Annotated in this window: 16 protein-coding genes; all 16 read right to left on the reverse strand. The window is 59.9% G+C overall.

Translation table 11 applies throughout. The annotated features are described in order from the left end of the window. Positions 1-113: 113 nt before the first annotated feature. On the reverse strand, positions 114-8,870 hold the full coding sequence (locus ACN28R_RS14970) for a putative Ig domain-containing protein (RefSeq protein ID WP_095834825.1): 8,757 nt from the start codon (positions 8,868-8,870) through the stop codon (positions 114-116). A 59-nt stretch (positions 8,871-8,929) separates the two neighbouring features. Beyond that, positions 8,930-10,468 carry a Tad domain-containing protein gene (locus ACN28R_RS14975; protein ID WP_375153857.1) on the reverse strand — a complete coding sequence of 513 codons (1,539 nt, stop codon included), beginning with the start codon at positions 10,466-10,468 and terminating at the stop codon, positions 8,930-8,932. A gap of 354 nt (positions 10,469-10,822) precedes the next feature. Next, on the reverse strand, positions 10,823-11,446 hold the full coding sequence (locus tag ACN28R_RS14980) for a hypothetical protein (RefSeq protein WP_048636166.1): 624 nt from the start codon (positions 11,444-11,446) through the stop codon (positions 10,823-10,825). After that, the gene (locus ACN28R_RS14985; protein WP_095835817.1) at positions 11,412-11,912 is read right to left on the reverse strand and encodes a TadE/TadG family type IV pilus assembly protein; all 501 of its coding nucleotides are present in this window, start codon (positions 11,910-11,912) and stop codon (positions 11,412-11,414) included. Before ACN28R_RS14985 ends, ACN28R_RS14980 begins: the two co-directional genes overlap by 35 nt. A gap of 5 nt (positions 11,913-11,917) precedes the next feature. Further along, positions 11,918-12,763: a tetratricopeptide repeat protein gene (locus ACN28R_RS14990; protein ID WP_095835818.1), complete on the reverse strand. Its 846-nt coding sequence runs from the start codon at positions 12,761-12,763 to the stop codon at positions 11,918-11,920. A 149-nt stretch (positions 12,764-12,912) separates the two neighbouring features. Beyond that, on the reverse strand, positions 12,913-13,872 hold the full coding sequence (locus tag ACN28R_RS14995; RefSeq protein WP_095834827.1) for a type II secretion system F family protein: 960 nt from the start codon (positions 13,870-13,872) through the stop codon (positions 12,913-12,915). Positions 13,873-13,891: 19 nt separating this feature from the next. Further along, entirely contained in the window at positions 13,892-14,872 is a 981-nt protein-coding gene (locus ACN28R_RS15000; RefSeq protein ID WP_048636170.1) for a type II secretion system F family protein, read from the reverse strand. Positions 14,873-14,890: 18 nt separating this feature from the next. Beyond that, a complete protein-coding gene (locus tag ACN28R_RS15005) occupies positions 14,891-16,294 on the reverse strand; it encodes a CpaF family protein (protein WP_048636171.1) in 1,404 nt (467 codons plus the stop codon). 43 nt (positions 16,295-16,337) lie between these two features. Continuing rightward, on the reverse strand, positions 16,338-17,537 hold the full coding sequence (locus ACN28R_RS15010) for a CpaE/TadZ family protein (RefSeq protein WP_095834828.1): 1,200 nt from the start codon (positions 17,535-17,537) through the stop codon (positions 16,338-16,340). 14 nt (positions 17,538-17,551) lie between these two features. Then, positions 17,552-18,232, reverse strand: coding sequence for a CpaD family pilus assembly lipoprotein (locus ACN28R_RS15015; RefSeq protein ID WP_095834829.1), 681 nt, complete (start codon positions 18,230-18,232; stop codon positions 17,552-17,554). 24 nt (positions 18,233-18,256) lie between these two features. After that, on the reverse strand, positions 18,257-19,777 hold the full coding sequence (locus tag ACN28R_RS15020) for a type II and III secretion system protein family protein (RefSeq protein ID WP_048636173.1): 1,521 nt from the start codon (positions 19,775-19,777) through the stop codon (positions 18,257-18,259). A gap of 82 nt (positions 19,778-19,859) precedes the next feature. Further along, complete coding sequence (cpaB, locus tag ACN28R_RS15025; protein WP_095834830.1) at positions 19,860-20,807, reverse strand: Flp pilus assembly protein CpaB; 948 nt, start codon at positions 20,805-20,807, stop codon at positions 19,860-19,862. A gap of 46 nt (positions 20,808-20,853) precedes the next feature. Beyond that, a complete protein-coding gene (locus ACN28R_RS15030) occupies positions 20,854-21,405 on the reverse strand; it encodes an A24 family peptidase (protein ID WP_095835819.1) in 552 nt (183 codons plus the stop codon). A gap of 8 nt (positions 21,406-21,413) precedes the next feature. Next, positions 21,414-21,638, reverse strand: coding sequence for a Flp family type IVb pilin (locus ACN28R_RS15035; RefSeq protein WP_082152972.1), 225 nt, complete (start codon positions 21,636-21,638; stop codon positions 21,414-21,416). Positions 21,639-21,869: 231 nt separating this feature from the next. Further along, the gene (locus ACN28R_RS15040; protein WP_095834831.1) at positions 21,870-23,333 is read right to left on the reverse strand and encodes a sensor histidine kinase; all 1,464 of its coding nucleotides are present in this window, start codon (positions 23,331-23,333) and stop codon (positions 21,870-21,872) included. Continuing rightward, positions 23,311-24,021: a response regulator transcription factor gene (locus ACN28R_RS15045; RefSeq protein ID WP_048636177.1), complete on the reverse strand. Its 711-nt coding sequence runs from the start codon at positions 24,019-24,021 to the stop codon at positions 23,311-23,313. The genes ACN28R_RS15040 and ACN28R_RS15045 overlap by 23 nt, the downstream gene beginning before the upstream one ends. Positions 24,022-24,153 lie beyond the last annotated feature (132 nt).

Raw genomic sequence — 24,153 nt, forward strand, 5'->3', positions numbered from 1 at the left:
TTCACGTCATTCCGCGGGCGCCGTCTGCTGCCTACCCCCTCCCGGCCTCCCCCTTGCCAGGGGGAGGAGCTAAACTCCCTCCCCTGCGAAGGGGAGGGCTGGGGTGGGGTAAATCATTCCACGGGCAGCGCGTTGTTATCCGTTAGCTGATTCAGCGCGGCCAGTAATTCGTCAAACTCGCCCGGCGCCTGTTGCAACTGCGCGGAGAAGGCGGCCTTGCCGTTCGCGGCGTCAGTCAGCGGCATACGTGGCCCGGTCTGACCGTCTTCGCGCGTCGTCGCCCGTACAGGCGAAAAGTCCACCTCTTCTAGCGGAAACATCAGCGTCTCCATAATGGGATCCAGCTGCCAGGGCGTTTCGGCGTAATCCATTTCTCCGTTCACCAACGGATAGTTATCCCGCGACAGTTCATTGCCGAACGATGGCGCAGCCCCTGCCGCCACGCGGGTTGCCGCCAACGGCGCGCCCCCACGGGGCGCGGGGCGCATCACCTCGCCCTGCCGTTCCAGCTCGTCCTGGCGCGCATCCAGCCACGCCGCCATCATACCGCTCGGCATATCAGGCATAGTGGAGACCACCGGCATGACCGGCTGTTTGTTGATCTCCAGCGTCAGGGAGCGGGAGGCCGTGCCGCCCTGGCCGTCATTTACCGTCAGCGTCAGATCGAAACTGCCGACGGCCAGCGTTTTGCCGCTGATGGTCAACGTTGCGCCATCAAAGCTCAGGCCGTCCGGCAATCCCGCGATGCTCCAGGTCAGAGGGTCGCCATTGACGTCGCTGAACAAATCGGACGACAGCGTGGCGCGGTATGCCGCCGACTGAGTGGCCTGCGGCAGCGCCGCTTCGCTATCCGTGGCATAAGGCGCGCTGTTGGCGATGCTGACCACCGCCGCAACGTTCGGCGCGCCGGTATCCGTGCCGTCATTGGCGCTGCCGCCGTCGTCCCGGATGGCGACCAGGGTGACGGCGCGTTCGCCGCTGGTGACGGTAGCGCTGGTATTGGCATAGGCCAGACCGTCGACCAGCGTAGCGGCGGTTGCGGCATCAATGCCCCCGCTGCTGCCGATAGTCAGCGTGGCGGTGCCGTTATCGAGCGCGACCGTGACGTTCAGGCCGCTGGCGGTCGTGAAGGCGGCGCCATCGGTCAGCATAACGGTCGTGCCGTCGACGATCAGGCTCTCAGCGCTATCGACGACGCCGGAGACGGTAACGGTCAGCGCGACAATCGATTGACCGCTCTCTATCGTGGAAACGCTGGCGTCGTCGAATAGCGATACCGCATCGTCACCCGCCGTGTAGCTTGGATCGGCCGGCGTCGCGGTCAGCGCCGGCGCGTTGTTGACCGCGGCGACATCGACCGTGGCGGCGATATCCAACGTGGTTGCGTCGCTGCCGCCGTTAGCGTTACCGCCGTTGTCCTGAATCGCGCGCAGCGTGACGGTGCGCGTGCCGGTCGTCGGATCGTCGCTGGCATTGGCGTAAGCGATAGCGTTAACGAGGCCGGACGCATCGGCGGCGGAGATACCCGCGGCGCTGGAAATCACCACGCTGGCGACGCCGTCGCTGACGGAAATGCTATAGGCGTAGCCGCTGGCCGTGGTGCCCGAGCCGGCAACCAGCGCAATACTGACGCCATCAATAATCAGGGTTTCATTTTCCCCGTCGCTCAGACCGGATATGTTCAGCGTTATAGCGCTGACCGACTGCGCCGCCTCCACGGTGGAGATCGCGGTATCGCTAAACAGAGCAGTAGCGGCAGCACCCTCAACATAATGGGTATTGGCCGGCGTCGCCGTCAGCACCGGGGCATCGTTAACTTCCGTGACGTTCAGCGCCAGCGTCGCGCTGGTACTGGCGGCATAGGCATCGGTGACGGTGACCGTCAGCCGGATAGCCGCGCCGGGATCGCTGCCGGCGTTGGTGTAGGCGATCTGTTGCAGCACCCGATTGGCGGTGGCGGTGGTGACGTCCGCCGTAAAGGTTACCGTCAGCGAACCGCCGTCGTTGGCGAAGGTGGCGATAGCCGCGCCGTCCAGATAGAGCGTACCGTCTGACAGCGTCAGACCATTGCCGTCGGCAAAGCCATAGCTATCATCGCCGTTGGTTCCGCCTTCACGCGCCAAGGTGATGATGGCGCCGTTGTAATTGCCCGCGCCGTCGGCCAGCGCGTCATAGTCGGCGTCGCTGAGCGTCATGGCGTCGGCAAGCAGCACCGTTCCCTGTTCGGTGTAGTCCAGAGTCATTTCCGTCAACGCGTCTTTGAGGCTAACCAGACCGCCGCTGCCGATGACCACCACCGCGCCATGGGCGCCGGTCGCCACACGCTGGGCGCCGGCCAACGCCGTCGTCGACTCGCTGGAGAGCGTATCGATAAGCGTCAACGCGCCGTCGTCGGATTTATAGCGGCTGAGATTGCCGTCCGAACTGGTGACATACAGCGTGTCATTGTCGCTGGACAAGGCGATGGCGGTAACATTGGACAGACCGGCAACCACGCCGACGTAGGTCAGCGTCCCGTCGTCGTCGGCCAGGCTGAACACCGCGACGCCATCCTCGCTGGCGACGTAAATCGTGCCGCCATCGCTGGAAACGGCGATATCCACCGGGCCGGATATATCGACGGTGCTTTCACCGTCGGCCGTGCCGTCACGCAGATAGGCGACGGCGTTGAGCGTACCGTCCGCCGCGCGTTGATAGACAATCAGGGTATTGGCGAGCGTATCGGCGGCCGGGTCGGTGACCACATACACATAATCGCCCGCCACTTCCACGCCAATGGCGGTGAACAGGTAAGGTTCGCTGCCGGTGGCCGCCGCGATGGACTGACTTAACGCATACTGGCCGCTGTCCGCGTCCAGGGTATAGACCAGCAGGCCGGAATAGTTGCCATCAACCACATAGAGCGCGCTGCCGTCAGCGGATATCGCCAAATCGACAACGTTTTCCGTCATCAACGTCTGCACCGGCGTCAGACTGCCGTCGGTGAGGCCGCGGCTGAAGAGGGTAACGCTATTGCCATCCGCGCCCAGCATATAAAGGGTGCCGCCATCGCCGCTGACTTCGATGAGCGAAACGGATGACACGCCGCTGTCCAGCGTTTGCAGCAGCACCAATTCGCCGTTGGCGGTGTTGCGACTGAAAATGGCGATACCGCCATCGCTGCTGGCCGCATAGAGATAATCGCCGGCCGGCGTCAAGGCCGTGGCCGTAATATCGCTAAGACCGCTGATGGCCGCCAGGCTAGTCGCCGCCTCCAGGCTGGTGTAATCGGCGCCGGCGCTTAGCTCAGGCGCGGAGTTATTCACCACGTCAATAGCGGCGACGGCTTCCAATGAGGCGGTATCGCTGCCGCCGTTGTCCTGACCGCCGCTGTCCTGCACACTGAGGCTAATCGTGCGGACGCCGGCGGTCTGAGTATTGCTGAGATTGGCGTAGCGGGTCTGTTCGATCAGCGCGACGCCGGCGTCGACGGCGATACCTTCATCGCTGGCGATAGTCACGGTGGCCGCATCGCCATCAAGCGTAACGGTGTAAGCGTAACCGTTGTCGAGCGTACCGCTGCCGTCAACCAGCGCGATACGGGCGCCGCCAATGGTCAGCGTCTCGCTGCCGCCGTCGCGCAGTCCGGAAACGGTAAAGGTGATGGACGAGATAGTCTGGCCGCTTTCCACCGTCGAGATAGCCACGTCGCTAAACAGGCCGGCGCTGCTGCCGGCCACGGCGTAGAAGGTATCGGCGGCCGTGGCGGTGACCACCGGCGCATCGTTGACCGCGGCCACCGTCACGCTCGCCGCGATGGCGGGTGAAACGGTATCGACGCCGCCGTTGGCCGTGCCGCCGCCGTCCTGAAGGGTTGTCAGCGTGATGGTACGCGTGCCCGTCGTCGGATCGTCGCTCAGGTTGGCATAGGTTAGCCCGCTAATCAGCCCGGCGGCATCGCTCACGCTCATCCCATCGCCGCTATAGAGATAGACGGTGGCGGTATCGCCTTCAAGGGCGATGTAGTAGCTATAGCCGTTGGCCGTTTCTCCGTAAGCATTGGCCGTCAGGGAGACCTCGGCGCCATCGATCATCAGAACTTCGTTTGCTCCATCCTTCAGACCGGAGACCGTCAATTCGATATTGGTGACCGTTTGTCCCGGCTCGCCGGTAGAAATCGCGACATCATTGAACAACGCGGCCGCTTCACCATTCTCGATATAGCTGTTCGACGCGCCGGTGGCGGTGACCGAGGGCGCGCTATTGGTCAGGCTGACGCTGACCGTGGCGCTAATTGAAAGCGCGCTGGCGTCAACGCCATCGTTGCCGGTTCCCCCGTTATCCTGAATGGCGGTAAGGGTGACGGTACGATCGCCGGTGGCGGGATCCTCGGAATAGTCGGATGAGGTGTTGATATAGGCGATGTTTTCGATCAGCGTGGCGGCTAGTTCGGTTGACAGTCCGTCGCCGCTGTTGACCGTAACGGTAGCGACGCCGTCCGTCACGCTGACCGAAATGGTCACGAAGTAGCTGTAAGTGCTAATGCTGCCATCGCTCTCCACGACGTCTTGGGAAACCGAGCCGCTGACATTCATGCCGTCGGCCAACGTCACGTAAGAGCCGCCGATGATCAACACTTCTTTGCCGTCGTCTTGCAGATCGGAAACGGTCAGGGTGAGGCTACTGATGGCCTGATCGGCCTCTCCGGCCGAGACGGAGACGTCATCGAACAGCTTCACCGCGCCGCCGCCGCTGATATAGGTGACGGCCTGTCCGCTGGCTTCCAACGATGGCGCATTGTTGATCACCGCGACCTCAAGCAACAGGTTGAAGCTGCTTGAGGCGTACCGATCGGCGACGGCCAGCGTGAGACCGATGCTGCTGCCCGGATCGCTGCTGGTGTTGGTATAACCGATCTGGTGCAGCACCCGATTGGCGGTGGCGGTGGTGACATCGGCGGTAAAGGTCACGGTCAGCGTGCCATCTTCGCTGACCAGGGTGGCGATGGCCGCGCCGTCGAGGTAGAGCACGCCATCGGCCAGCGTCAGGCCATTGCCGTCGCTAAAGCCGTAGCTATCGGCGCTATCGGCGCCGCCCTCGCGCGTCAACGTGATGGTCGCGCCGTTGTAGTTGCCAGCGCCGCCGTTCAGCGCGTCGTAATCAGTGTCGGACAAGGTCAGGCTGGCCGCCGGATTAATGGTGGCGCCTTCGCTGTAGGAAACCGCGACGGTGTTTTCAACACGGGTGGAGCTCAGACCGGTATTGTAATAGCGGGCGCCGCTGTAGATGACGCCGCCGTCGGCGGAGACTTCAAGGGTAGTGATGGGCCGCCCGACCGACAGGGAACGAACCTGGGTCAGGCTGCTGTCGTCGTTGATACTGTAGACGTACAGCGTTCCACTCTGACTGCCGACGTAAAGTGCGCTGCCGTCCGCAGAAACCGCCACCGCCCAGGCGCCGCTGACGCTGTACGACGCGATCTTTTCGATGCTGTTGCCGCCGCTGTCGTAGTGCAGAACGGTCACGCCCCCATTGGTGCCCCCCACCACGTAGGCATAACCGTCATCCGCCGCGGCTATAGAAGCGAAATTGTTGCTTGAGATGACCCCATCAAGCTGGGCGGCGTAGTTCAAGACGCCGTCCGAACCGGCGGCATAGACGGTGACGGCGCCGCTGCTGCTCAACACATAGACCGTGTTGTCGCCGCTCACCGCCAGGGCGATCGCGCCGCTGAAATTATCCGTAAAACGGCTCTGCGCCGTCAGGCTGCCGTCGTCGCCGACCGTATAGCCATAGAGTCCGCTGCCGGTCATTACATAGAGGTTTTCGCCGTCGGCGGACAGTTCGACCTTGACGGCCTTGGCGTCGATGGTTTCGGTACTGGTCAGCGCATAAACGCCGCTGTCATAGCTGAAGGACTGCACCACGTAGCCGCCGTCGCTGGTGGAACCGGCGACGTAGATCGTCTGTCCGTCGGCGGAGGTGGAGACCGCCGTGCTGCCGGACAGGCCGTCGACCTCGACGGCGGCGGTATCAGCGTTATCCTCTGTGCCCTGGGTGAAGGTCTGGAGCAGGGTCAGTTCGCCGGTTGTGGTATCGCGCGAATAGATGCTGACGTAGGCGGTGCCGCCGTAGTTGGCGCCGGTGCTGCCGAGAACGACGACGGTCGCGCCGTCATCGGACATGGAAATGCCGCCGACATAGTAGTCGTAGCCGCTGAGCGTGCCTTCGGCGGTATACACCAGCGAGCTGTCATCAGCCCCGAGGGCTGGCGCGCTGTTGTCGGCTTCCGCCTGGGTCATCACCCGCAGCGTCGCCTCGGTCGAGGCGCTGGCTCCCGACTGGTCGGTGACCGTCACGGTGATACTGTAGTCGCCCGCCGCGCCGGCGGTGCCGGAAACGGTCAGCGTCGCGGCGTCGAACGTGAGTCCGTCGGGTAAACCGCTAACGCTCCAGGTCAGACTATCGCCGTAGGCGCTATCGAGATCGTTAAACAGGGATGCGTCCAACGTCGCGCTATAGCTGCTGCTCTCAGTGGCCGGCGCCAACGCGGCGGAGACGTCTTCGTTGACCTGCGGCGCGCGATTGGCGATCTGTTCAACCACCAGATCCAGATCCAAAGAAGCGCTGGCTCCCGACGCATCGGCGACGGTTACCGTCACGGTGAAGGCGCCCGCTTCCGTGGATACGCCGGAGATCGTTCGCGTCGCGGCGTCGAAGGTCAGCCCGTCGGGCAGGCCGCTGACGCTCCAGGCGAGCGCGTCGCCGTCCTGGTCGCCGAACAGACCGGAGAACAGCGTGAAGCTATAGGCGGTTTCGCTGGTCGCCGTACTCAGCGAATAGCCGGTGGCGGCGTCTCCGTTGACCTGCGGCGTCGAGTTGACGCGCAGGGTAAGCGTCACCGCATTACTTGCCAGCGCGGCATCGCTGCCGGTGACGTTAAGCTGAATAAAGCTGCCGGCGGCCGCGATGGCGTTGGTATAGGTGAGCTGCTGCAATAGCTGGTTGGCCACCGCCGTGGTGGCGTCGGCGGTAAAGGTTACGGTCAGCGTGCCGCCGCTGGCGCTGAAAGTGGCGATAGCGCCGCCATCAAGGGAGATCACGCCGTTTTCAAAGGTCAGCCCGTTGCCGTCGGTAAAGCCAAAGCTGCCGGTATCGACGCTGGCGCTGACGGCGATGCTGGCGCCGTTGTAGTTGCCTGCGCCATCATTCAGCCCATCATAGTTGCCGTCCGCCAGCGTCAGGCCGTCGGCGAAGACCAGCGCGGCGCCCAAATCGAGAGTCTGCGCGACGGTGTAACGGGTCACGCTCTCGCTGCCGGAAACCAGCAGCGACAGGCCATCGCTCGATACCGCGATATCACTGGCGCCGTCGGCGACCGTGATGCTGCTGGCCAGAGCCAGATTGCCGGTGCCGGAAGTCGAATAGACATTGAGCGTGCCGTTGCCGGCGACGGCGTAAAGCACGCTGCCGTCGTTATTCAACGCCAGACCGGTCAGGTTGTCGACGCTGAGCGTTTCCATCAGTGTCAACGCGCTGCCGTCAAAAGCGTAGACCTGCAACGTGCCTTGCGAGCTGTTGCCCAGATACAGGAGGGACGCATCCTCGTTAACCGCCATTGAGAAGCTGGTGCTGTCGAAAGCAACGGCGTTGACTTGTACCGTGTCGATCACGCTCAGCGTACCGTCATCGTTGATTTTCAGCACGGTCAGGCTGTCATAGCTGACGAAAGAGGTCGGATCGCCGACCACGTAAACATAACCGCCGGCGCTGATAACGCTTTCCGTCCGGTTCAAGCCCAGGCTGCCTTCGTCGAGGGTCTGGATCTGGGTCAGCGTGCCGGTGCCGGCGTCACGCGCGAAGACCACCATACCGTTGTACTGCACCGTGACATAGACGTAAGCGCCATCGTCGGAGATCGCGATATTTCTCGTCGTGTCGCTGGCGGAAACGGCCGAGACGTAACTGAGAGAACCGTCGTCGGCGACGCTGAAGGCGTAAACGTTACTGCTGCTGCCGTCAACGAGGTAAAGCGAGCCGCCGTCCGCGCTGATCGTCATATCAGCAATATTGTCCACGCCGTCGACGGCGAGGGTATCGGCCAGCGTCAGGCGGCCGGCGTCATCAACAGAAAACACCGAGACGGCGCCGTTTCCAGCGGCGTAGGCGTATTGGCCGTCGCTGGAATAAATCACCGCCGTATTGTCGCCAAGATCGCCGAGGGTAATGGACTCGACGATTTCGAGAGCATTATCGTGAGATAACACCGGCGCGACGTTAATGTCGTTGTGGATATCAACGGTGGCGCTAATGCCTAGTTCCGCCGTGTCGCCGCCGTCGCTCAGGGTGGACAGGGTAACGGTGACCGTCCCGCTCTCTACCGTATTGTCCAGCGTGCGGTAGGCGATGCCGTCGATCAGGCTGGCTACGTCCGAAGCGCTATAGGCTTCGGAAGAGGCGATACTGACGGTAACCGTTGTGACGTCGCCGCTCACCGCCACCGAATAATAATAGTTGTTGTCGGCGGTGGTTCCGGAACCGGTCGTCAGCGAGATGGTGCTGCCGTCAATGAGCAGCGCTTGATTGTCGCCGCTGCTGTCCACGGTGATCGCCAGGCTGTTCAGTTCCTCGCCGCCGGCGTCGGTCGATACGCTGACGTTGCTGAACAGGTCCACTGCCGGGAAGCTGTCGGTGCCGTCCGTAATAGTGACGGCGGCCTCAACGGGCGTCGCCTCGACGCCGGGCGCGCTTTCGGTGGGCGCCACCTGTACGGCGACGTCGGCCGCCGTTGCGACGGCGGCGGCGTCGAACATCATTCGGGGTTCCAGCACCCATGCCTGGCGTAAAATGCCCCGCGGCGCTGAACCGGCTTTTGAGCGAGAAGAAGTCATCGTGTCATGTCCTGTTAATCAAAGGTGCAAATCGCGTCATTCCAGGCAATATCGGGCCGTCATTCAATCAGCCGGACATAACCCCCTTCGGTTTCAATCCTGCTGGCGATGCGTTCCAGCCGATCGGTGAGCCGATCCTCAACGCCTTCCGCGCTAAATCCGGAACCATCAATAAAGCTCATGCGTTTGGTGCCTTCGGTGCATACCATCAATCCCGGCGTCGCGACGGTATCAAACAGATTGCGGCCGAAATCCGCCGGATCGCCCGGACGGATGCCGACGAAATAGAATTTAAGATCGCGGGAGCGGAAGCTCTGGCACAGATCGTTGAACCGTTGCATGGCAAATTCGCGTGAAGCCTCGCTGCCAAGCTGGCCGCTGAACTGGTTGCGGTAGGTGTTATAAGAATCGGTGTCAAACCAGTCTCCGACGGTATTCGCCAGCATGACGATGACTTTTTGTCCGTCGCCGCTGCCGTCTTCATTAAAATCCAGCGGCAATTCGCTGTCGCCCCAGCCGTCGCTGCCACGCATGGCGGGCGACAACGCCGCGCCCGCCCACGACATGGCGATGGCGTAATTCACATTGAAGCGGGCGGTAAACTGGGCGATGCGCTGCGCCAGTTTGGAGGCATCATTGGTCAGCGGCAGCAGCGCCGCATTCGGGCAGCCTTTATCGGCGACCATCCAGCGCGTGTCATTTACCCCGGTGGCCTGGCCGAAGTCGGGATTGGGGCCGATCCAGGAGATCGGCTCCGCGCCGGGGCTGCCGTTTTGCGGCAAATCATGGCGGTAATACACGCCGAACTGCGACACCGGCGCCGTATCCCAGAAGAAGTTCTCCCCCTCTCCCAGTCCACGATACATACACAGCAGATTGGCGGCCCGATCGGGGATACGGCGATCGGCAAGCCCGCTGTAGCCGGTGCGAAACAGCGACGTCAGCTCTACCGGATTGAGCGCCCCCGGCGCCGCCCAACGGCGGATCCGGTTGGCGTCTTGCGCATCATAGACGCTCACGCTCTGGCTATACGGCACCAGCGAGATCCACAGGTTGTCCCGCCTTGCGTCCGCGCCGCTCAACATGCGCTCGACGAAATTATTGGATAACCGCTTCAGCGCGTTGATATCGCCGTCGCTCATATCGCCGGTTACCGGCACCACCAGCGCGATCTCCGTCGGACGGTTGATAACCTCAACGGTGGAGTAAATCGCCTGCTCGGTTGCGCCCAGATTAAGCAGGTTGGGTTGAGTGGAGAACGCCGCCGTCACGGTGTAGGTTTTGCGCGTGTCGCTGTTACGCCCTTCCGTGACCTGGATATCTTCAACCGTAAGCGCGTCTTGCAGAGACTTGTTCATGCCGAGATTGTTTTTTACATATTCAAAAGCCAGTTGAGTTATCTGCTCCTGACTGTAGTCATCATCGCTGTTGATGGTGGACTGATGCCCCACCGCCAGCGCGGCGGCATCCGTCGCCCGTTTGATCTGCGCGGCGTCCCCGGTGGCGGTCATGCCGTCCACAATAAAAGCCCCGCTGACCAATAGCGCCATCATGCCCAGCGCATAAAACGCCGTGCCTGCGCCACGCTCCTGGCGCATAAAAGTCCGCAGGCTGTTTCGCCAGCGAGTCCGTTTTTCAAGGCTGTGTCGTGGGGGCTTTATCATTTTCCTATTACCCTGTTTACCTTATTCAGCGCGACGCATCCCGCCCGCATAGTTCGCTGCGTTACCGCTATAACCCTCTCCCGGCGACAAACTCCCTCCCGACCTCATCCTTGCCAGGGGGCGGCGTAAACTCCCTCCCCTGCGAAGGGGAGGGTTGGGGTAGGGTATATTCACCGCTCAGACGTCGCCTACCCCCTCCCAACCTCCCCCTTGTCAGGGGGAGGAGCGAAACTCCCTCCCGGCCGCATCCTTGTCAGGGGGCGGCGCTAACCCTTCCCTGGCCGGTAGTTATTCTTCATCTTCATCGCTCAATCCCGCTTCTTTGCTCAGGGTTTCATCAAGCTCGATGACCCCGACGGCGACGCGGTTTACCGTTGAGATATGCAACAGATTGTCTAACGACAGGCCGCCTAGCAGGGTAAGGTCTTTTCCCTGACGGCATATTTCCACCACCAGCATGGAGGTGTTGCGATCGCCCTCTTCCACATCTCGCTCCGGCAGGTCCGGGGTATACTCGCTATTCGGCGCCGTTACGCTCTCACCGCACAGTTCACCCGCCGTTCCCCGATTAAGCTGCCAGTAAAGTTCCCCGGTCTGGCGCACGTTGCTGATAAGCAGTTGGTAATTACCCAATCCTTCCTGCGGCAGCACCGCATCCAATAGTCCCTGCACCCCTTCCGCCGTCAGTTCCTGCTGCATACCCAGAACGGATACGATGGCGCCGGCCCGCTGCTCCAGTCTGTCGCGCTCCAGCCCCACGGTATAGATATCCGCGCACAGCATGCCCGCCGCCAGCACGATGGGGAACGCCAGCGCCGTTTCAACCGCGGCGGATGCCCGGCTGGCGGCCGCAAAGCGGCGCAGCGGCGACAGAAAGTTACTCTTCACTGCGCCGCTCCGTACCGAACACATGCTTGTACTGATAGCGAAAGGTGTCGCCCAGCGTCAGCACTTGCGGCAACGGGGTCAGAAACGCTTTTTTTATCTGTACCGTGACCGACCAGACGGGCAGCGTATTCGCCGCGCCGCTGTCATCCTCATCGCTGGCGATCTCCAGCCCGCCGAGCTGGCTCAGGCTATCGAAATGCAACACGCTGACGGTTAAATCATCCTCTTGCAGATAGCCATAAGACGCGCCGATCATCCGTTCCTTGAGATTCGTCTCCATCACCGAGGCGCCATTAGCGTCGAGATCGTCGAGACGAAATGTCTGCACCGCCTTATCCAGCGCCGCGCTGCCCACGGCGATCACCAAACCGATGCGCGCCAGTTCGAACAGCATCATCACGCCGACCAATACCACCGGCACCAGAAACGCCACTTCCACGGCGATGACGCCGCGCGTGCTGCGCCAATCCAGATCGTTGCGCCGGAGCATCTTCATCACTCGGGGTTGCTAAGCTGCAAACGTTGACGGCTGGATAACAGCAGCATTTCGCCACGGCTTTTCTCCTGCCTCATCTGCGCTAAACGCTGGTTCAGCGTTTCCATCAATTCGTCGATCCGCTGTGGTTGCGCAATCGCCGCCAGCGTAGCGCGCGCCTCTTCCTGACGATCGTCGTAGAGATAGGCCAGCGCCAGGTTCAGCTTGCCGCTCGGATTGCCGTTATCCACCGAACGCAGCAGGCCAATGGCTTTATCCGCATCGCCGCTCACCAGCCAGGAAAGCGCCAGATTGTTCATGGCCGCCACATCCGCCGGGTTAACCTGTAACGCTTTTTCGAACAGTTGGCGCGCTTCGTCGTGTCTGCCGGCCGCATCCATCACCACGCCCATGCCATTAAGCGCCCCGGCGTTGTCCGGCTGCGCTTTCAGCGCGCAGGCGAAATCTTTCTGCGCCATCGCATTGCGCCCCATCGCCAGTTGAGCGCGGCCCATGCCTAAACAAATCGCCAGCGCCTCCTGCGGTTTCAGCTTGTCGCTATCGCCGCCCAGCGATTGGCGGGCGCGGCCATACAGCTCCAGCGCCTGCTGCGGCGCACGTACCGACGACGCGACGCTGGCATACTCCAACAGTTCGTCGCCTTTCAGTTCCCCACGGCTATCGATACGGGCATAGACTTCCGTCGCCGCTTCAATCCGCCCCTGATCGCGCAGTAAACGAGCCAGACGCAACCCCTCATCTTTGGTGCCCTTAATCTTCATTGCGCTGCTGCCGCACCCTGCCAGCAGCGTAGCCAACAGCAGCACCAGAAACAGACGGCAGTATCCCCGGCATCCGCTTGCCATTTTTTTCGCCAGACCAAACATGTTCGCAACTCCTCGGTAGCTTCTTTTTTTTCTGCCTGAGATCCCCGCCTGCGCGGGGATGACGAATGTAGACGCGCTTTTAGCCGCCATTCCCGCGTAGATATATTCCCGTCATTCCCGCGGCGCTTTTACTGCGTCAGCAGACGAATCACCCGCACCAGCGCGGGCGAGGCCATAATGGCGACAATCGGCGGCAGGATCAGCGCCATCAGCGGCACGCTGAGCTGCGCCGGCAATTTGCCCGCCTTCTCTTCCAGGCCCAGAATCAACGTTTTGCGGCTTTCGTCCGCAATGGTGCGTAACGCCTGAGAAAGCGGCGTGCCGTAACGTTCGGCCTGGATCAGCGTGGCGACCATACTTTCGATTTCCGCAACGCGGGTTCTTTCCGCCAGATGCATCATGGCCAGCGTACGATCGGAGAGGATCTGCAATTCGGCGGCGGTGTAGTGCAGCTCATCGGCCATTTCCGGCGACGACAGCCCCAGCTCTTTCGATACCACCAGCAAAACGCGTCCGATCGGCAGCCCGGCCTCGGCGCACACCACCATCAAATCCAGCGCATCCGGTACGGCGCGCGCCAGCTTTTCGCCCCGGCTGGCGGCCCGCCATTTCAGCCACCATTCCGGCAGGATGGCACCGACAAAAAAGCCGATCAGTCCGGCGGCGATGCCGGTCATGCCCAGGCGATCGGCGGGCGGCAGCCAGCCCCACACCAGCAATACGGCGCAGAGGAAACCCGCGGAACATTTGCCCATCACCAGCCAGCCCACGGCTTCGTGACGGCGAAACCCGGCCAGGTCCAGCAGGCGGCGTAAGTTAAGACGATCCCGTTCGGATCCGGAAAGGCGATTGCCCTGCTGCGCTATCGGCGCCAGAATCTTTTCCAGCCAGGGCGTGATAGCCGTTCCCTGGCCTCTCAGGATGGTATCCTGAGAGGCCTCTCCTATAGGAGAGACGGGCAAATGCGCCTGCATCCGCTGCGCTAACTGTTTATGCTGCCGGCGCCGATGGCGAAAAACGGCCAGGTACAGTCCGGCGCCAATCAGCCCCAGCGCCAGCAGTAATAAGGGATCGAACAGTCCGGTCATCTTGGCTTCTCTCCCGTTTTTAATTTATCCGCTTGACCATGAAGTGCGTCACCAGCATGCCGAGCGTGACGCTGCACAGGGCGTAAATCAGTACCGTGGTGCCCACCGGGTCGGAAAACAGAAAGCTGAAATCGTCGGGGGATCGCAGATACAGATAGGCCAGACAGCAGGGAAACAGCGCCGCCACAATCTTGGCGGACGCCCGCGCTTCCGAGGTTTTCGACTGCACCTTAAGCTGCAGCTCGCGGCGCGCGCGCAGGGTGGCGGATAGCCGTTCCAGCGTTTCGCCCAACCGTCCGCCCGCTTCCTGGTTGATAATCAGGATCACCACGAAGAAACGGTATTCCGCCATCGGCACTCTGCCCGCCGAGGTCTGGATAACCTGACGCAGCGGGATCCCCAGCCGCAGCCAGTGGTCGATGGTTTTAAATTCGTTCGCCAAGGGGCCGGTTAAATGCTCCGCCACCATCGCAAAGGTATTCGCCACCGGCACCCCCGCCCGGCAGCTGCGGGTAATGGCGTCAATCGCTTCCGGCAGGCTTTCACGCAGCGCTTTCAGGTGTTTTTGCAGCGCGGAGCGAAACAGCAAGGTGCCGATACCGGTAAACAGCAGAAGAGAGAAAACCAGCCCCAAGGTCAGCGGCAGCAGAGTGCGTTGCCCCAGGATCATGCCAAGCAGCAGGCTCAGCGCCGCCAGAATCAGCGCCCGCTGGCGCAGGTTTTTTTTCCAGCCGATAAACGCCAGTTGCGACCAGATCCCGGCCAGCCAGCGTCCCGCCAGCGGTACGTTCATCAACGGCGTTTTTATCTCATCGCGCAGAATGGAATCGGACAACGGCTGCGCCGACTGCGGTTCCACTTCAGATAAAATCTGCCGCCAGCGTTGCTCGCGTCGGGTACGGCGCTGGCGCGCCTTTTGCCACTGATAGAGAGCCAGACAGAGCAGCAGCACACAGCCAAACACCAGCAGCGTGATCAGATTCAGGCGTAAAGGGGTCATCGGCGTCTCCTCAGCTCGTCACGGCGCATCAAACAGATGCGCTTTGTCGCTGTAGAACTGCGGGCGCTGAATATGCTGAACATATTCGCCGGTCAGCATGCCCTGCGCATCTTTCCCCTTGATCTGGAAGGTGAACAGATCCTGAAGCTGAATCACTTCATTTTCCATGCCGCAGACCTCGGTAATGGATACCACGCGGCGGATACCGTCACGCATACGTTCGATCTGTACGATCAGGTGCACGGCGCTGGCGATCTGACGACGGATCGCCATCAGCGGTAGCTGCATGTTGGCCATCATCACCATGTTTTCCAGGCGCTGGATCGAATCACGCGAGGTATTGGCGTGAACGGTACACAGCGAGCCGTCGTGACCGGTGTTCATCGCCTGCAGCATGTCAAAACTTTCGCCGCCGCGGACTTCGCCGAGGATAATGCGATCGGGGCGCATACGCAGGGCGTTACGCACCAAATCGCGCTGATCGACCCGGCCGGTGCCTTCGGCGCTGATCGGGCGGGTTTCCAGTCTGATCACATGCTCTTGCTGGAGTTGCAGTTCGGCGGCGTCTTCAATGGTGATAATGCGTTCGTCGCTGCCGATCTTTTGCGACAGGGCGTTCAGCAGCGTGGTCTTCCCGGCCCCGGTGCCGCCGGAGACAATCACGTTAATCTTCGCCTGCATCGCCTTATTCAGCACATCGGCCATGGCGTATGACATACAGCGGCTTTCCGCCAGCGCTTCCAGCGACAGGTTACGGCGCATAAATTTACGAATAGAGATGGTGGTGCCGTCGATCGCCAGCGGATAGGTGATCACGTTAACGCGGCTGCCGTCCGGCAGACGGGCATCCACCATCGGGCTGGCTTCGTCAATGCGGCGCCCCACCGCGGCCGCGATACGCTGCGCGGTGTTGAAGACATGCTCTTCATCGATAAAAGTGATGGGAGAGAGTTCCAGTTTGCCAAAGCGTTCGACAAACACCTGATTGGCGCCGTTCACCAGAATGTCGTTGACCGTATCATCGGCCAGCAGCGGCTGAATCGGACCGATACCGGTCATCTCATCCAGCATTTCCGCGGCTATCGTCTCTTCTTCCTGGCGGGAAAGCTGCAAACGCTGTTCGTCGCAAATACGGCGGATCACCGTTTCGATCTGCACCAGCAGCTTATCGCGCCCCATCATGGCGGCTTTGCCGGCGTCGATCTGATCGTAGAGTTGCGCGCGGATCAAACGCCGCTGGCTGGTGCGGTTATCCGTCTGCCGCGTTGCCGCCGTTGATGCCGCTGGCGTATTCACCGCGGGCTGCGCGCGGCTTTCCGCCGCCGGCCGCGTTTTCAGCTCGGTAACGTTAGCCGCGGCCACCGGCGGCGACGCATTCTTATGCGCCTCGCCTTTTTGCTGGTTATTTCTACGAATCAGCATAATCTGTTAACCCTTTGATAGAACTGGGCGATCCCGACGATCTTCACGCCCGCTTCAGCCAGCGTGAAAACCAGCGTTTTTCCACCGGCCTGGCGCGCACACCGCACGCCAGATCGGCAAGCTGGCGCAGCCCTTGTTGGAAGGCCGGCGCCGCGGCCGGGTTCAGCGCGCCCAGCGTCAAACTTTGCGCCAGCGCGTGGCCGGCGTTAGGCAGCACCGCGTCGATTCTCCGGCCGGTAAACTGTTCGAATTGCTCACGACTCAGCGGCGATGCGCCGGCAAAGCGGCTCTGGTTATGCACCAGCAGCAGGCGTTGCCCTTCACTTTCGTCGCCGATCTCATGCAGCACGCGCCGAATATTGCGCGCATCCTGCAGCGTCAGTTCGGTCACGATGATGCGCAGATCCGCGTAGGTCAGCACATCCAGCGCGCCTGTCGGGTAGCTGCTGGGCAAATCCCAGAGAACCTGGTTAAACATGCGGCACAACGCGCCGCCGAGGTTCAATACGTTATCCACTTCCACCGGACTCAATTCGCCCAGTTCGGGTTTCTGCGCCAGCAGATGCAGACGGGAATCGACGCGCAGCATGGAACGTTGCAGCAGCCGGGTATCCAGCTCCTGCGTTTCCAACACCGCGGCCAGCCCGGCATCGGCGCTTTGTCCCTGTAGCAATAGCTGATCGCCGTTGCGACGGTCGAAGTCCACCAGCGCCACCGGTAAATGGCGTTCGCCGGACAGCAACCGACTCAGCCCCATGGCGACCGTGCTGGCGCCGCAGCCGCCGCTGGCGCCGACCACCGCGATAGTGCGCCCCATGCGGGCATATTCCGGCCCGGCCTGCTGGCCCTCGCATTTCGCCAAGGTCGAGGCCAGCAGATCCAACGTGAACGGTTTTAGCAGGTAGTCCACCACGCCCAGTTGCAACAGGGCGCGATACAGGCCGACATCCTGCTCTTTGCCCGTGGCGATCACTTGCGTCGTCGGGCCGCTGATGCTGAGCAACGTTTCCAGTTCAGGCAACGGCCAGTGGACGCCTTCCAGATCCACCAGCAGAATGCGCGGCGGAACATTCTGTTCACACCACTTGCGCGCCGCGGCAATACCGCCCGCCATCACCGGCACATCCTGCTGTTTCAGCCGCGTAAGCTGGTCGCAGAGATCGGCGACGTCAGCCCCGGCATGCACAAACGCCACCAGCGGCGCGCTCGGTTCATCGTTGTCGACCAGGGTAATTTCACTCATTGGACGCCGCTCCCTTAGTCTTCATTAAAATCAATATCGATGAGTTCTTTCACCTCATCGGATTGATAACGTTCGATGCTGTTGACCGCCACTACGCCGTCCGCCTCATCCAGGGTTTTCGCCTGAATCAGATCCCGAGGCTCCGCCACCATCATCGCCAGATTGTTCTGTGTCGCGCAGCCCAGATATCCCATGCCTTCAAACGGTTTCACCATCAGCAAATCCGCATCGTTCACCTGACAGCGCGTGGTTTTTACCGCCAGCGCCTGAGAAATCACCTCCAGGTCGCCGGACTGACCGCCGCCGGAGATCCCCATCAGTTTGACTTTCTGCGCATCGGCGCCGGCGTTCTTCAGCACGCTCGCCAGCCGGCCGGCCATCTGCTCGCCGCGCACGGTGCGCGGGATCAGCGTCAGCGTCTGTTTAGCCAGCCGCCCCTGATCTTTCAGCATCACATTGAGCTGTTTAAGCGACTCCGGCGTAAAACCACGTCCGTTGGCCGCCACCTGCAACGTGACCGCCAGTGAAGAAGGCCGGACGTCAATCGGCGCCAGCGCGGGCTGCTGATAACGCTGCAGGCGCTGGCTGTTAACGGCGCTATCGCCACAGGCAACCAGCAGCAGGCAGACGGCGCAGGCCGCCAGGCGAAATATCGGATGGGCGGACGACCCCAGGGTATTGTTTTGCTTATTCATTTCTTCACCGTTTCCTCATCAGGCTCAGTAGAGATAGCCCACAGCGCCATAGCTTGGCATCACGGAATCCAGCGTTTTAACGCCCTGCCCCGGCGTCTGGAGATCCCCCGCATTCACCGGTTCCACCACGTATGCCGTGGCAATAATCACCAGTTCGGTTTCCTCATGACTTGCCGATTCATTTTCAAATACGCGGCCGAGCACCGGAATGCTGCTTAACCCCGGCACGCCGGTTACCGTCTGACTGTTGGAACTGCGCAGCATGCCCGCCAGCGCGAAGCTCTGCCCGCTGGCCAACTCCACCGTGGTATCGGCGCGGCGCACGGTCAGCGCCGGAATGGTCGAACCGCCCTCCAGCGTCACCGATCCCACCGACGTTAATTCACTGACTTCCGGCGCGATATGCAGGCTGATGCGGTTGGCGGACAGCAGCGTCGGCGTCATACGCAGGATCACGCCGTACGATTTGTAATCGATGCTGACGGTGTTGTTGGTCACCAGCACGATAGGCACTTCGCCGCCGGCGGCGAATGCGGCGGTTTCACCCGACATGGCGGTCAGGTTCGGCTCCGCCAGCACGGAAGCCATGCCCTGCTTGTTCATGGCGGAGAGCAATCCGCTGAGCGATCCTTCGCTGCCGCCGACATTGGCGCCAAAGAAGCTGCTGCCGTCGGCGCCGGTAAACGCCCCGGTGCTGGAGTCAAAGAAACCGCTTAGCGTACCGGTGCCCAGGCCGAAGTTGGCGCTGCCCCGGTTAAGCGAGGCTTCCCAGTTGAAACCCAGTTCGTGCGTCAGGTTGCGTGACACTTCCACCACCCGTACGCGGATATTGATTTGCGACGGCGTTTTGATCTTGAGCTGATTGATGACCTTGCCGGACGATTCGCTGCTGCCGGGCAGCCCTTCGCCGCTGCCCCCACCGCCACCGCCGCCAGCGGCAGACGAGGTGGATGCGACGATGTAGGCCTGTACGCTGTCGATCACCCGCTTGGCGTCCTGCGGGGTATCGACGCTGCCGCGGACAATCACGCCGCTGGGGATCCCCGCTTCTAGTTGAATATCCGCGTTGGGGAATTCCCGCTTCAACCGTTCGCTCAGCGCTTTCAGATCGTGTTCGGAAACGATGCGGATGGCGTTGATGACATTGCCGTTCTCATCCATGGCATAAAGCGTGGTGGTGCCCACATTCTTGGCATAGATAAACAGATTTCCCGGTGAAGGCAGTTCGAAACTGGCGATTTCCGGATCGGCCACCAGCACGCTGTCCGGCAGGGCATCCAGTTGCAATAAACGGCCCTGATGCACCGTCATATGCACCACATTCGTTTCCGCCACTTCAGAAATCCCCGCGGCGCAAGCCGCGGCGGGCAGCAGCATCATTGCCAGCCCGGTTGAGATGAAGGCGCGGGCGGACGGGCGAGCCGTGTTTCCGTTAATAGACTGTGTCTGCAAAGGCATGACGGCCGGTGCGGAAATAACAGCGCCAAACCGTTTACCGATCATCCGCAGAAAATTCGTTTTCAAAAACAAGGAAAACATCGTCATTTACTTAATTTCCGTAATGGGCTTCATTTTTTCCATGAGCAGCCTGCGGATTCCTCACCGGCTGCCGGACTGGCGGTTCGAGCTATCGGGATGGGAATGTCACTACGTCCTTCTTTTCGCCCCGGAATACCTTAACCTGATGACCGCTATCAGCGAGGCCGTTATAGATGCTGGTGCTTTGCGATAGCGTCGTTACCCGCCGCAGCGCATCCTGGCGGAGATCGTCCTGTTCGTCCGGCGTTGCGCTGCGTAAAGCCAGATGCAGCATGCCGACCTCTTTCGCCACCGCCAGAACCTCGGCCTGCTGCGGCGTGACCTCGACCGTTACCGTCTGGTAACTGACGGTGCGAGAGCGGTTTGCGGTGGCGGACGTGCGGCTTCGGGCCGACGCGTCCATCCCGCCATCATCTTCCAGCGCCACATCCTGACGGGGGCGCACATCGGTGTCGGTTTGGTTGTTCAGCGCCAGTACGCGTAAATCGCGTACGATGGTTTGCGAGGCCAGCAGAGGCAGGGCGACCGTTTGGGCGCTGCCTGTCAGCGCCTCCGGCTGTTCATCTTTTTTCAGGCTCAGAATGATGTCGACACGATCGCCCGCCGCCACCAGACCCGCATTGCTGGCGACCGCATTGGTCGGAATAGAAATGGCGCGCATCCCTTTACGCAACACGGCGGCCACAAAGCCCGGCTCATTGGGTTTCACCAACACATTGCTGGTTAACGGCGTTCCCTCGGTCACCGTCTCGCGCAGCGTGGCGCCCAGCAGCAGCGTTTGGCTATCTTTGCCGCGAATAAAATTGAAGGTACGGGATACCGGCTCTTCCGTGGTCTGCCAGCGCAGCGAGGATGAATCAAGAAAATCGCCGGGATGAAGATCTTTCGCCGCCACCAGCACGGCTACCTGTTCCGGCGCTTTTACCACCACCTGCGGCGCCGGCGGCGGAGACGACAAATGACTGCGTACCAACAGCGCCGCAATCCCTGCCAGAATCAACGCGCCCGATAGTACGTACGTAGAGTTAACTTTCATTCAACTTGCCTACCTAAGCCGTGCTTGCCTTAAAACAGAGGCAGAATTAAAACAAGGGAAAAACCAGGACGGACATCGCGCCGAAGGCTATCGCGATACCGTAAGGAATTCCCTGCGAAAGGTCGGCCGGCAACGCCGGCGGCATGGGTAACCGGCTTTTAAACATCCGGTTGATCATTTGAATCCCCATGGCGACCGCCGCCGGTACGGTATTGAGTAAAGGCAACCCCAGCGCCAGTACCCCACCCGCCAGTGCGGTGATCATGACAAAAACGATCTGGTGTCCATGCCCCACCCACAGGCATAAAACGCTCATCAGCTTGACATCCCCGGCGCCGAGCCTGCCGGTGAGAAAAAGCAAAAAACCGACAATCAGCACCACCGCCGCGCCCGGCAGCGACCATAGCGTCTGCCGTAATTTTTCCCCATCAAACGCGCCGGATTGCAGAACGTCTGTCAGGCTGAAAACCAGCCATCCCGCCAATAAGAGCAACACCGCCTGATTTGGGATCTTGCGTACCAACAGGTCGGTACCGACGCACCACAGCAGGCATCCCGCCAGTAATATCGTTTGCAGCCAGTGCGTGTAATACGCGATCACTGCTGTTATTTCGCCGTCCCTGTCGTGCCGCTTCCGCTGGTGCCTGATCCGGTGATTTGATCGGCGATTTCCCGGAATTTTTCATTCAGCGCCTGAACAAAAATACCGTCGCTGCCAAAAATAGCGCCGATCGCCGCCGCCATCGCCGCCGCCAGAATGCCGTATTCGATTGCCGTGACACCGCTTTCATCACGCAGGAAAGAATGTAATTTTTTTTTCATATTATTCATGGGGAAAGTCTCTTAATCCGCAGCCAAGGGGATCATGGCGAATCACGGGGGCCATGATGTTAACGGAACCAATAATGAGACTTATTATCAAGAACGACAAGAAGCAGAACATTAATATTTGTTAATCTTTCCATACAAAAAATTATCATTAAAAATCAAAGGATAATACAATCCCACACCAAGAATAATGGTGATGATTCGCCGGTTTTTTGTAGGGGAATTCGCGCAGGTTTAACAACGTTTAAGGCATAAATAAACATTCAATCCCGGATTGGCGGACTCAAGACAGAGCCTGCCGCCGTGCAGATCGGTAATCGCTTTCACCAATGATAAGCCCAGTCCATAACCAGACTGCTGCGGCCCGCTATCGCTATCCAGCCGCTGAAAGCGCTGCAGCGCCTTCTGGTGCTGCGCCGTCGGGATGCCCGGCCCGCGGTCGGCAACGCTCAGCGCGATCCAGCCCTGGTGTAACTTCACGCCCAGCGTGATATCTTTGCCCTGCGCGGCATACTTCAGCGCATTTTCCACCAGATTGGCCAATGCCTGAAATAACAGCGCCCGATCGCCAAACAGCTGGATACCGGCCTTAATCTCTATCAGCAAATGGCAGCCGCGCTCCTCCGCCAATGGCTGGTAATATTCGATAACTTCTTCCAGCAGCCGTCGTGCTTCAATCTGTTCAAACTGATGAATACAGCGTCCGCTCTCAATTTCGCCAATGCGCATTACCGTACGGAACAGCCCGAGAATTTTATGGACTTCCCCCACCGCCAGATTCAACTCTTCCCGGATATCGTCATCCAGACCGGTACGCTCGGTCAGGTTAAACAACCGGTTTTGCAGATGGGTTAACGGCGTACGCAGTTCGTGGGCGATATGGCTGGAGGTGCTGCGCACCTGCTCCATCAGCCGTTCGATGCGTTCCAGATTCTGGTTGATATCCGCACTCAGGCTGTCAAAGTCGTCGCCATAGGGCGACAACGGCATCCTTACCTGCTGCTCGCCGGTGCTGTAGCGGTGCAGCGCCGTACGGATCTGCTCGACGCTGCGTAAACTGAGCAGGCTGAAATGACGGCTGATAAGCAGGCAGAACAACAGTACGACAAACAGTCCGGCCCCGGCCACCAGAGGAATGGTCCTAACCCGCTCAAGCATGGGGCGAATGTTGTAAGCCGTAAAAAATACGCCGCCATCACGCAGCATGACCGACAGGCCGATCAGATTAGGATCGTTTTTGCTGGAGAGGATATCTTTCAGGCATGCCACATCCATCTGGCAATGGGTGCGTTGCGAATTTTTCAGCGGATGGTTGTGATACAGAATGTCGCCGCTTTTATTCATCACCAGAAATAGCGGTAATTCATCATTCTTGGCCAGGTTATCCTGACGAAGTTGTGCAATCAGGCTATCGCTATTGGTTAAACGCGACTGCATGGAGTAATCATAAATATTACCCAGAATAACTTCGCGGACATGCGTTCTGATTAATGTTTCACTTAATAAGCTGAAGCCGACAATACTCATCAGCATCATTAATAAAAATAAAAAAACAATGGTGATCGCCTGCCTGAAATTAGCCGTACAGGCAAAACCGGGATATTGGCTTGCCCCTACTAACTGCCAGTGTTTTATTTTTATCTGACAGCGGCGCCCCAGTTTCTTTATTTTTATCTTATTCAGTGTAGCTGCCGACATCCGTTCTATCCTTATCAACAGAACCCAATGCATAGCCCATTGCCCTGAGGGTTTTAATTAACGGGCGCGGAAAACCCTTATCAATTTTTGCCCGGAGTTTCGACATATGAACATCAATTAAATTGGTTTGCGGATCAAAATGATAGCCCCATACCCGCTCCAGCAGCATGGTGCGGGTAATTGCCTGACCGGGGTTTTCCATCAGGATAATCAATAGCTTGATTTCTTTATCCGTTAGCTCAATACGCTGACCGCCGCGCCAGGCGACCCGCTGCAGCCGGTCAAGCTGCAAATCTTCAAACGTCAGAATAGAGGAATTATCCGCATGGCGTTTACCGCGCCGCGCCATAATATCCAGACGCAGCCTTAATTCATTAAAATTAAAGGGTTTACCAAGATAATCTTCCGCGCCGAGTTCCAGCCCCATGACCCGATCGACATCCCGATCCAATGCGGAAAGCAACATAATCGGCGGGTGACGCGATCCCTGTAATTCACGCAATACGCTGAAGCCATCCATAATCGGCAGCATTCTATCCAGCAGCACAACATCATAGACTTCATCTTTTATTGCTTTTAATGCATGTGCGCCATCGTGAACCATACGACATGAATGACCGTGCGAATGTAATTTAGATCCCAACCAATGACACAGTACAGAATCGTCATCAACCACCAGTACGCGCATAATTTTCCCCTGCAAAATGTCACTATTCACATATTTAATTTATGGCTAATACCCATTTGAGTTTGATGACAAAGTTCGAGACGTTGCCATTAATGCCCCCTCCCAGCCGCCCCCTTGTCGGGGAGAGGAGCC

This window comes from Brenneria goodwinii (genome assembly GCF_002291445.1).
GTDB lineage: Bacteria > Pseudomonadota > Gammaproteobacteria > Enterobacterales > Enterobacteriaceae > Brenneria > Brenneria goodwinii.

Bases quoted from the DNA above. Each gene is read 5' to 3' on its own strand.
- ACN28R_RS14970 (WP_095834825.1), bottom strand. From the start codon at position 8,870: ATGACTTCTTCTCGCTCAAAAGCCGGTTCAGCGCCGCGGGGCATTTTA.
- ACN28R_RS14975 (WP_375153857.1), bottom strand. From the start codon at position 10,468: ATGCGCCAGGAGCGTGGCGCAGGCACGGCGTTTTATGCGCTGGGCATG.
- ACN28R_RS14980 (WP_048636166.1), bottom strand. From the start codon at position 11,446: ATGTGTTCGGTACGGAGCGGCGCAGTGAAGAGTAACTTTCTGTCGCCG.
- ACN28R_RS14985 (WP_095835817.1), bottom strand. From the start codon at position 11,912: ATGCTCCGGCGCAACGATCTGGATTGGCGCAGCACGCGCGGCGTCATC.
- ACN28R_RS14990 (WP_095835818.1), bottom strand. From the start codon at position 12,763: ATGGCAAGCGGATGCCGGGGATACTGCCGTCTGTTTCTGGTGCTGCTG.
- ACN28R_RS14995 (WP_095834827.1), bottom strand. From the start codon at position 13,872: ATGACCGGACTGTTCGATCCCTTATTACTGCTGGCGCTGGGGCTGATT.
- ACN28R_RS15000 (WP_048636170.1), bottom strand. From the start codon at position 14,872: ATGACCCCTTTACGCCTGAATCTGATCACGCTGCTGGTGTTTGGCTGT.
- ACN28R_RS15005 (WP_048636171.1), bottom strand. From the start codon at position 16,294: ATGCTGATTCGTAGAAATAACCAGCAAAAAGGCGAGGCGCATAAGAAT.
- ACN28R_RS15010 (WP_095834828.1), bottom strand. From the start codon at position 17,537: ATGAGTGAAATTACCCTGGTCGACAACGATGAACCGAGCGCGCCGCTG.
- ACN28R_RS15015 (WP_095834829.1), bottom strand. From the start codon at position 18,232: ATGAATAAGCAAAACAATACCCTGGGGTCGTCCGCCCATCCGATATTT.
- ACN28R_RS15020 (WP_048636173.1), bottom strand. From the start codon at position 19,777: ATGACGATGTTTTCCTTGTTTTTGAAAACGAATTTTCTGCGGATGATC.
- cpaB (WP_095834830.1), bottom strand. From the start codon at position 20,807: ATGAAAGTTAACTCTACGTACGTACTATCGGGCGCGTTGATTCTGGCA.
- ACN28R_RS15035 (WP_082152972.1), bottom strand. From the start codon at position 21,638: ATGAATAATATGAAAAAAAAATTACATTCTTTCCTGCGTGATGAAAGC.
- ACN28R_RS15040 (WP_095834831.1), bottom strand. From the start codon at position 23,333: ATGTCGGCAGCTACACTGAATAAGATAAAAATAAAGAAACTGGGGCGC.
- ACN28R_RS15045 (WP_048636177.1), bottom strand. From the start codon at position 24,021: ATGCGCGTACTGGTGGTTGATGACGATTCTGTACTGTGTCATTGGTTG.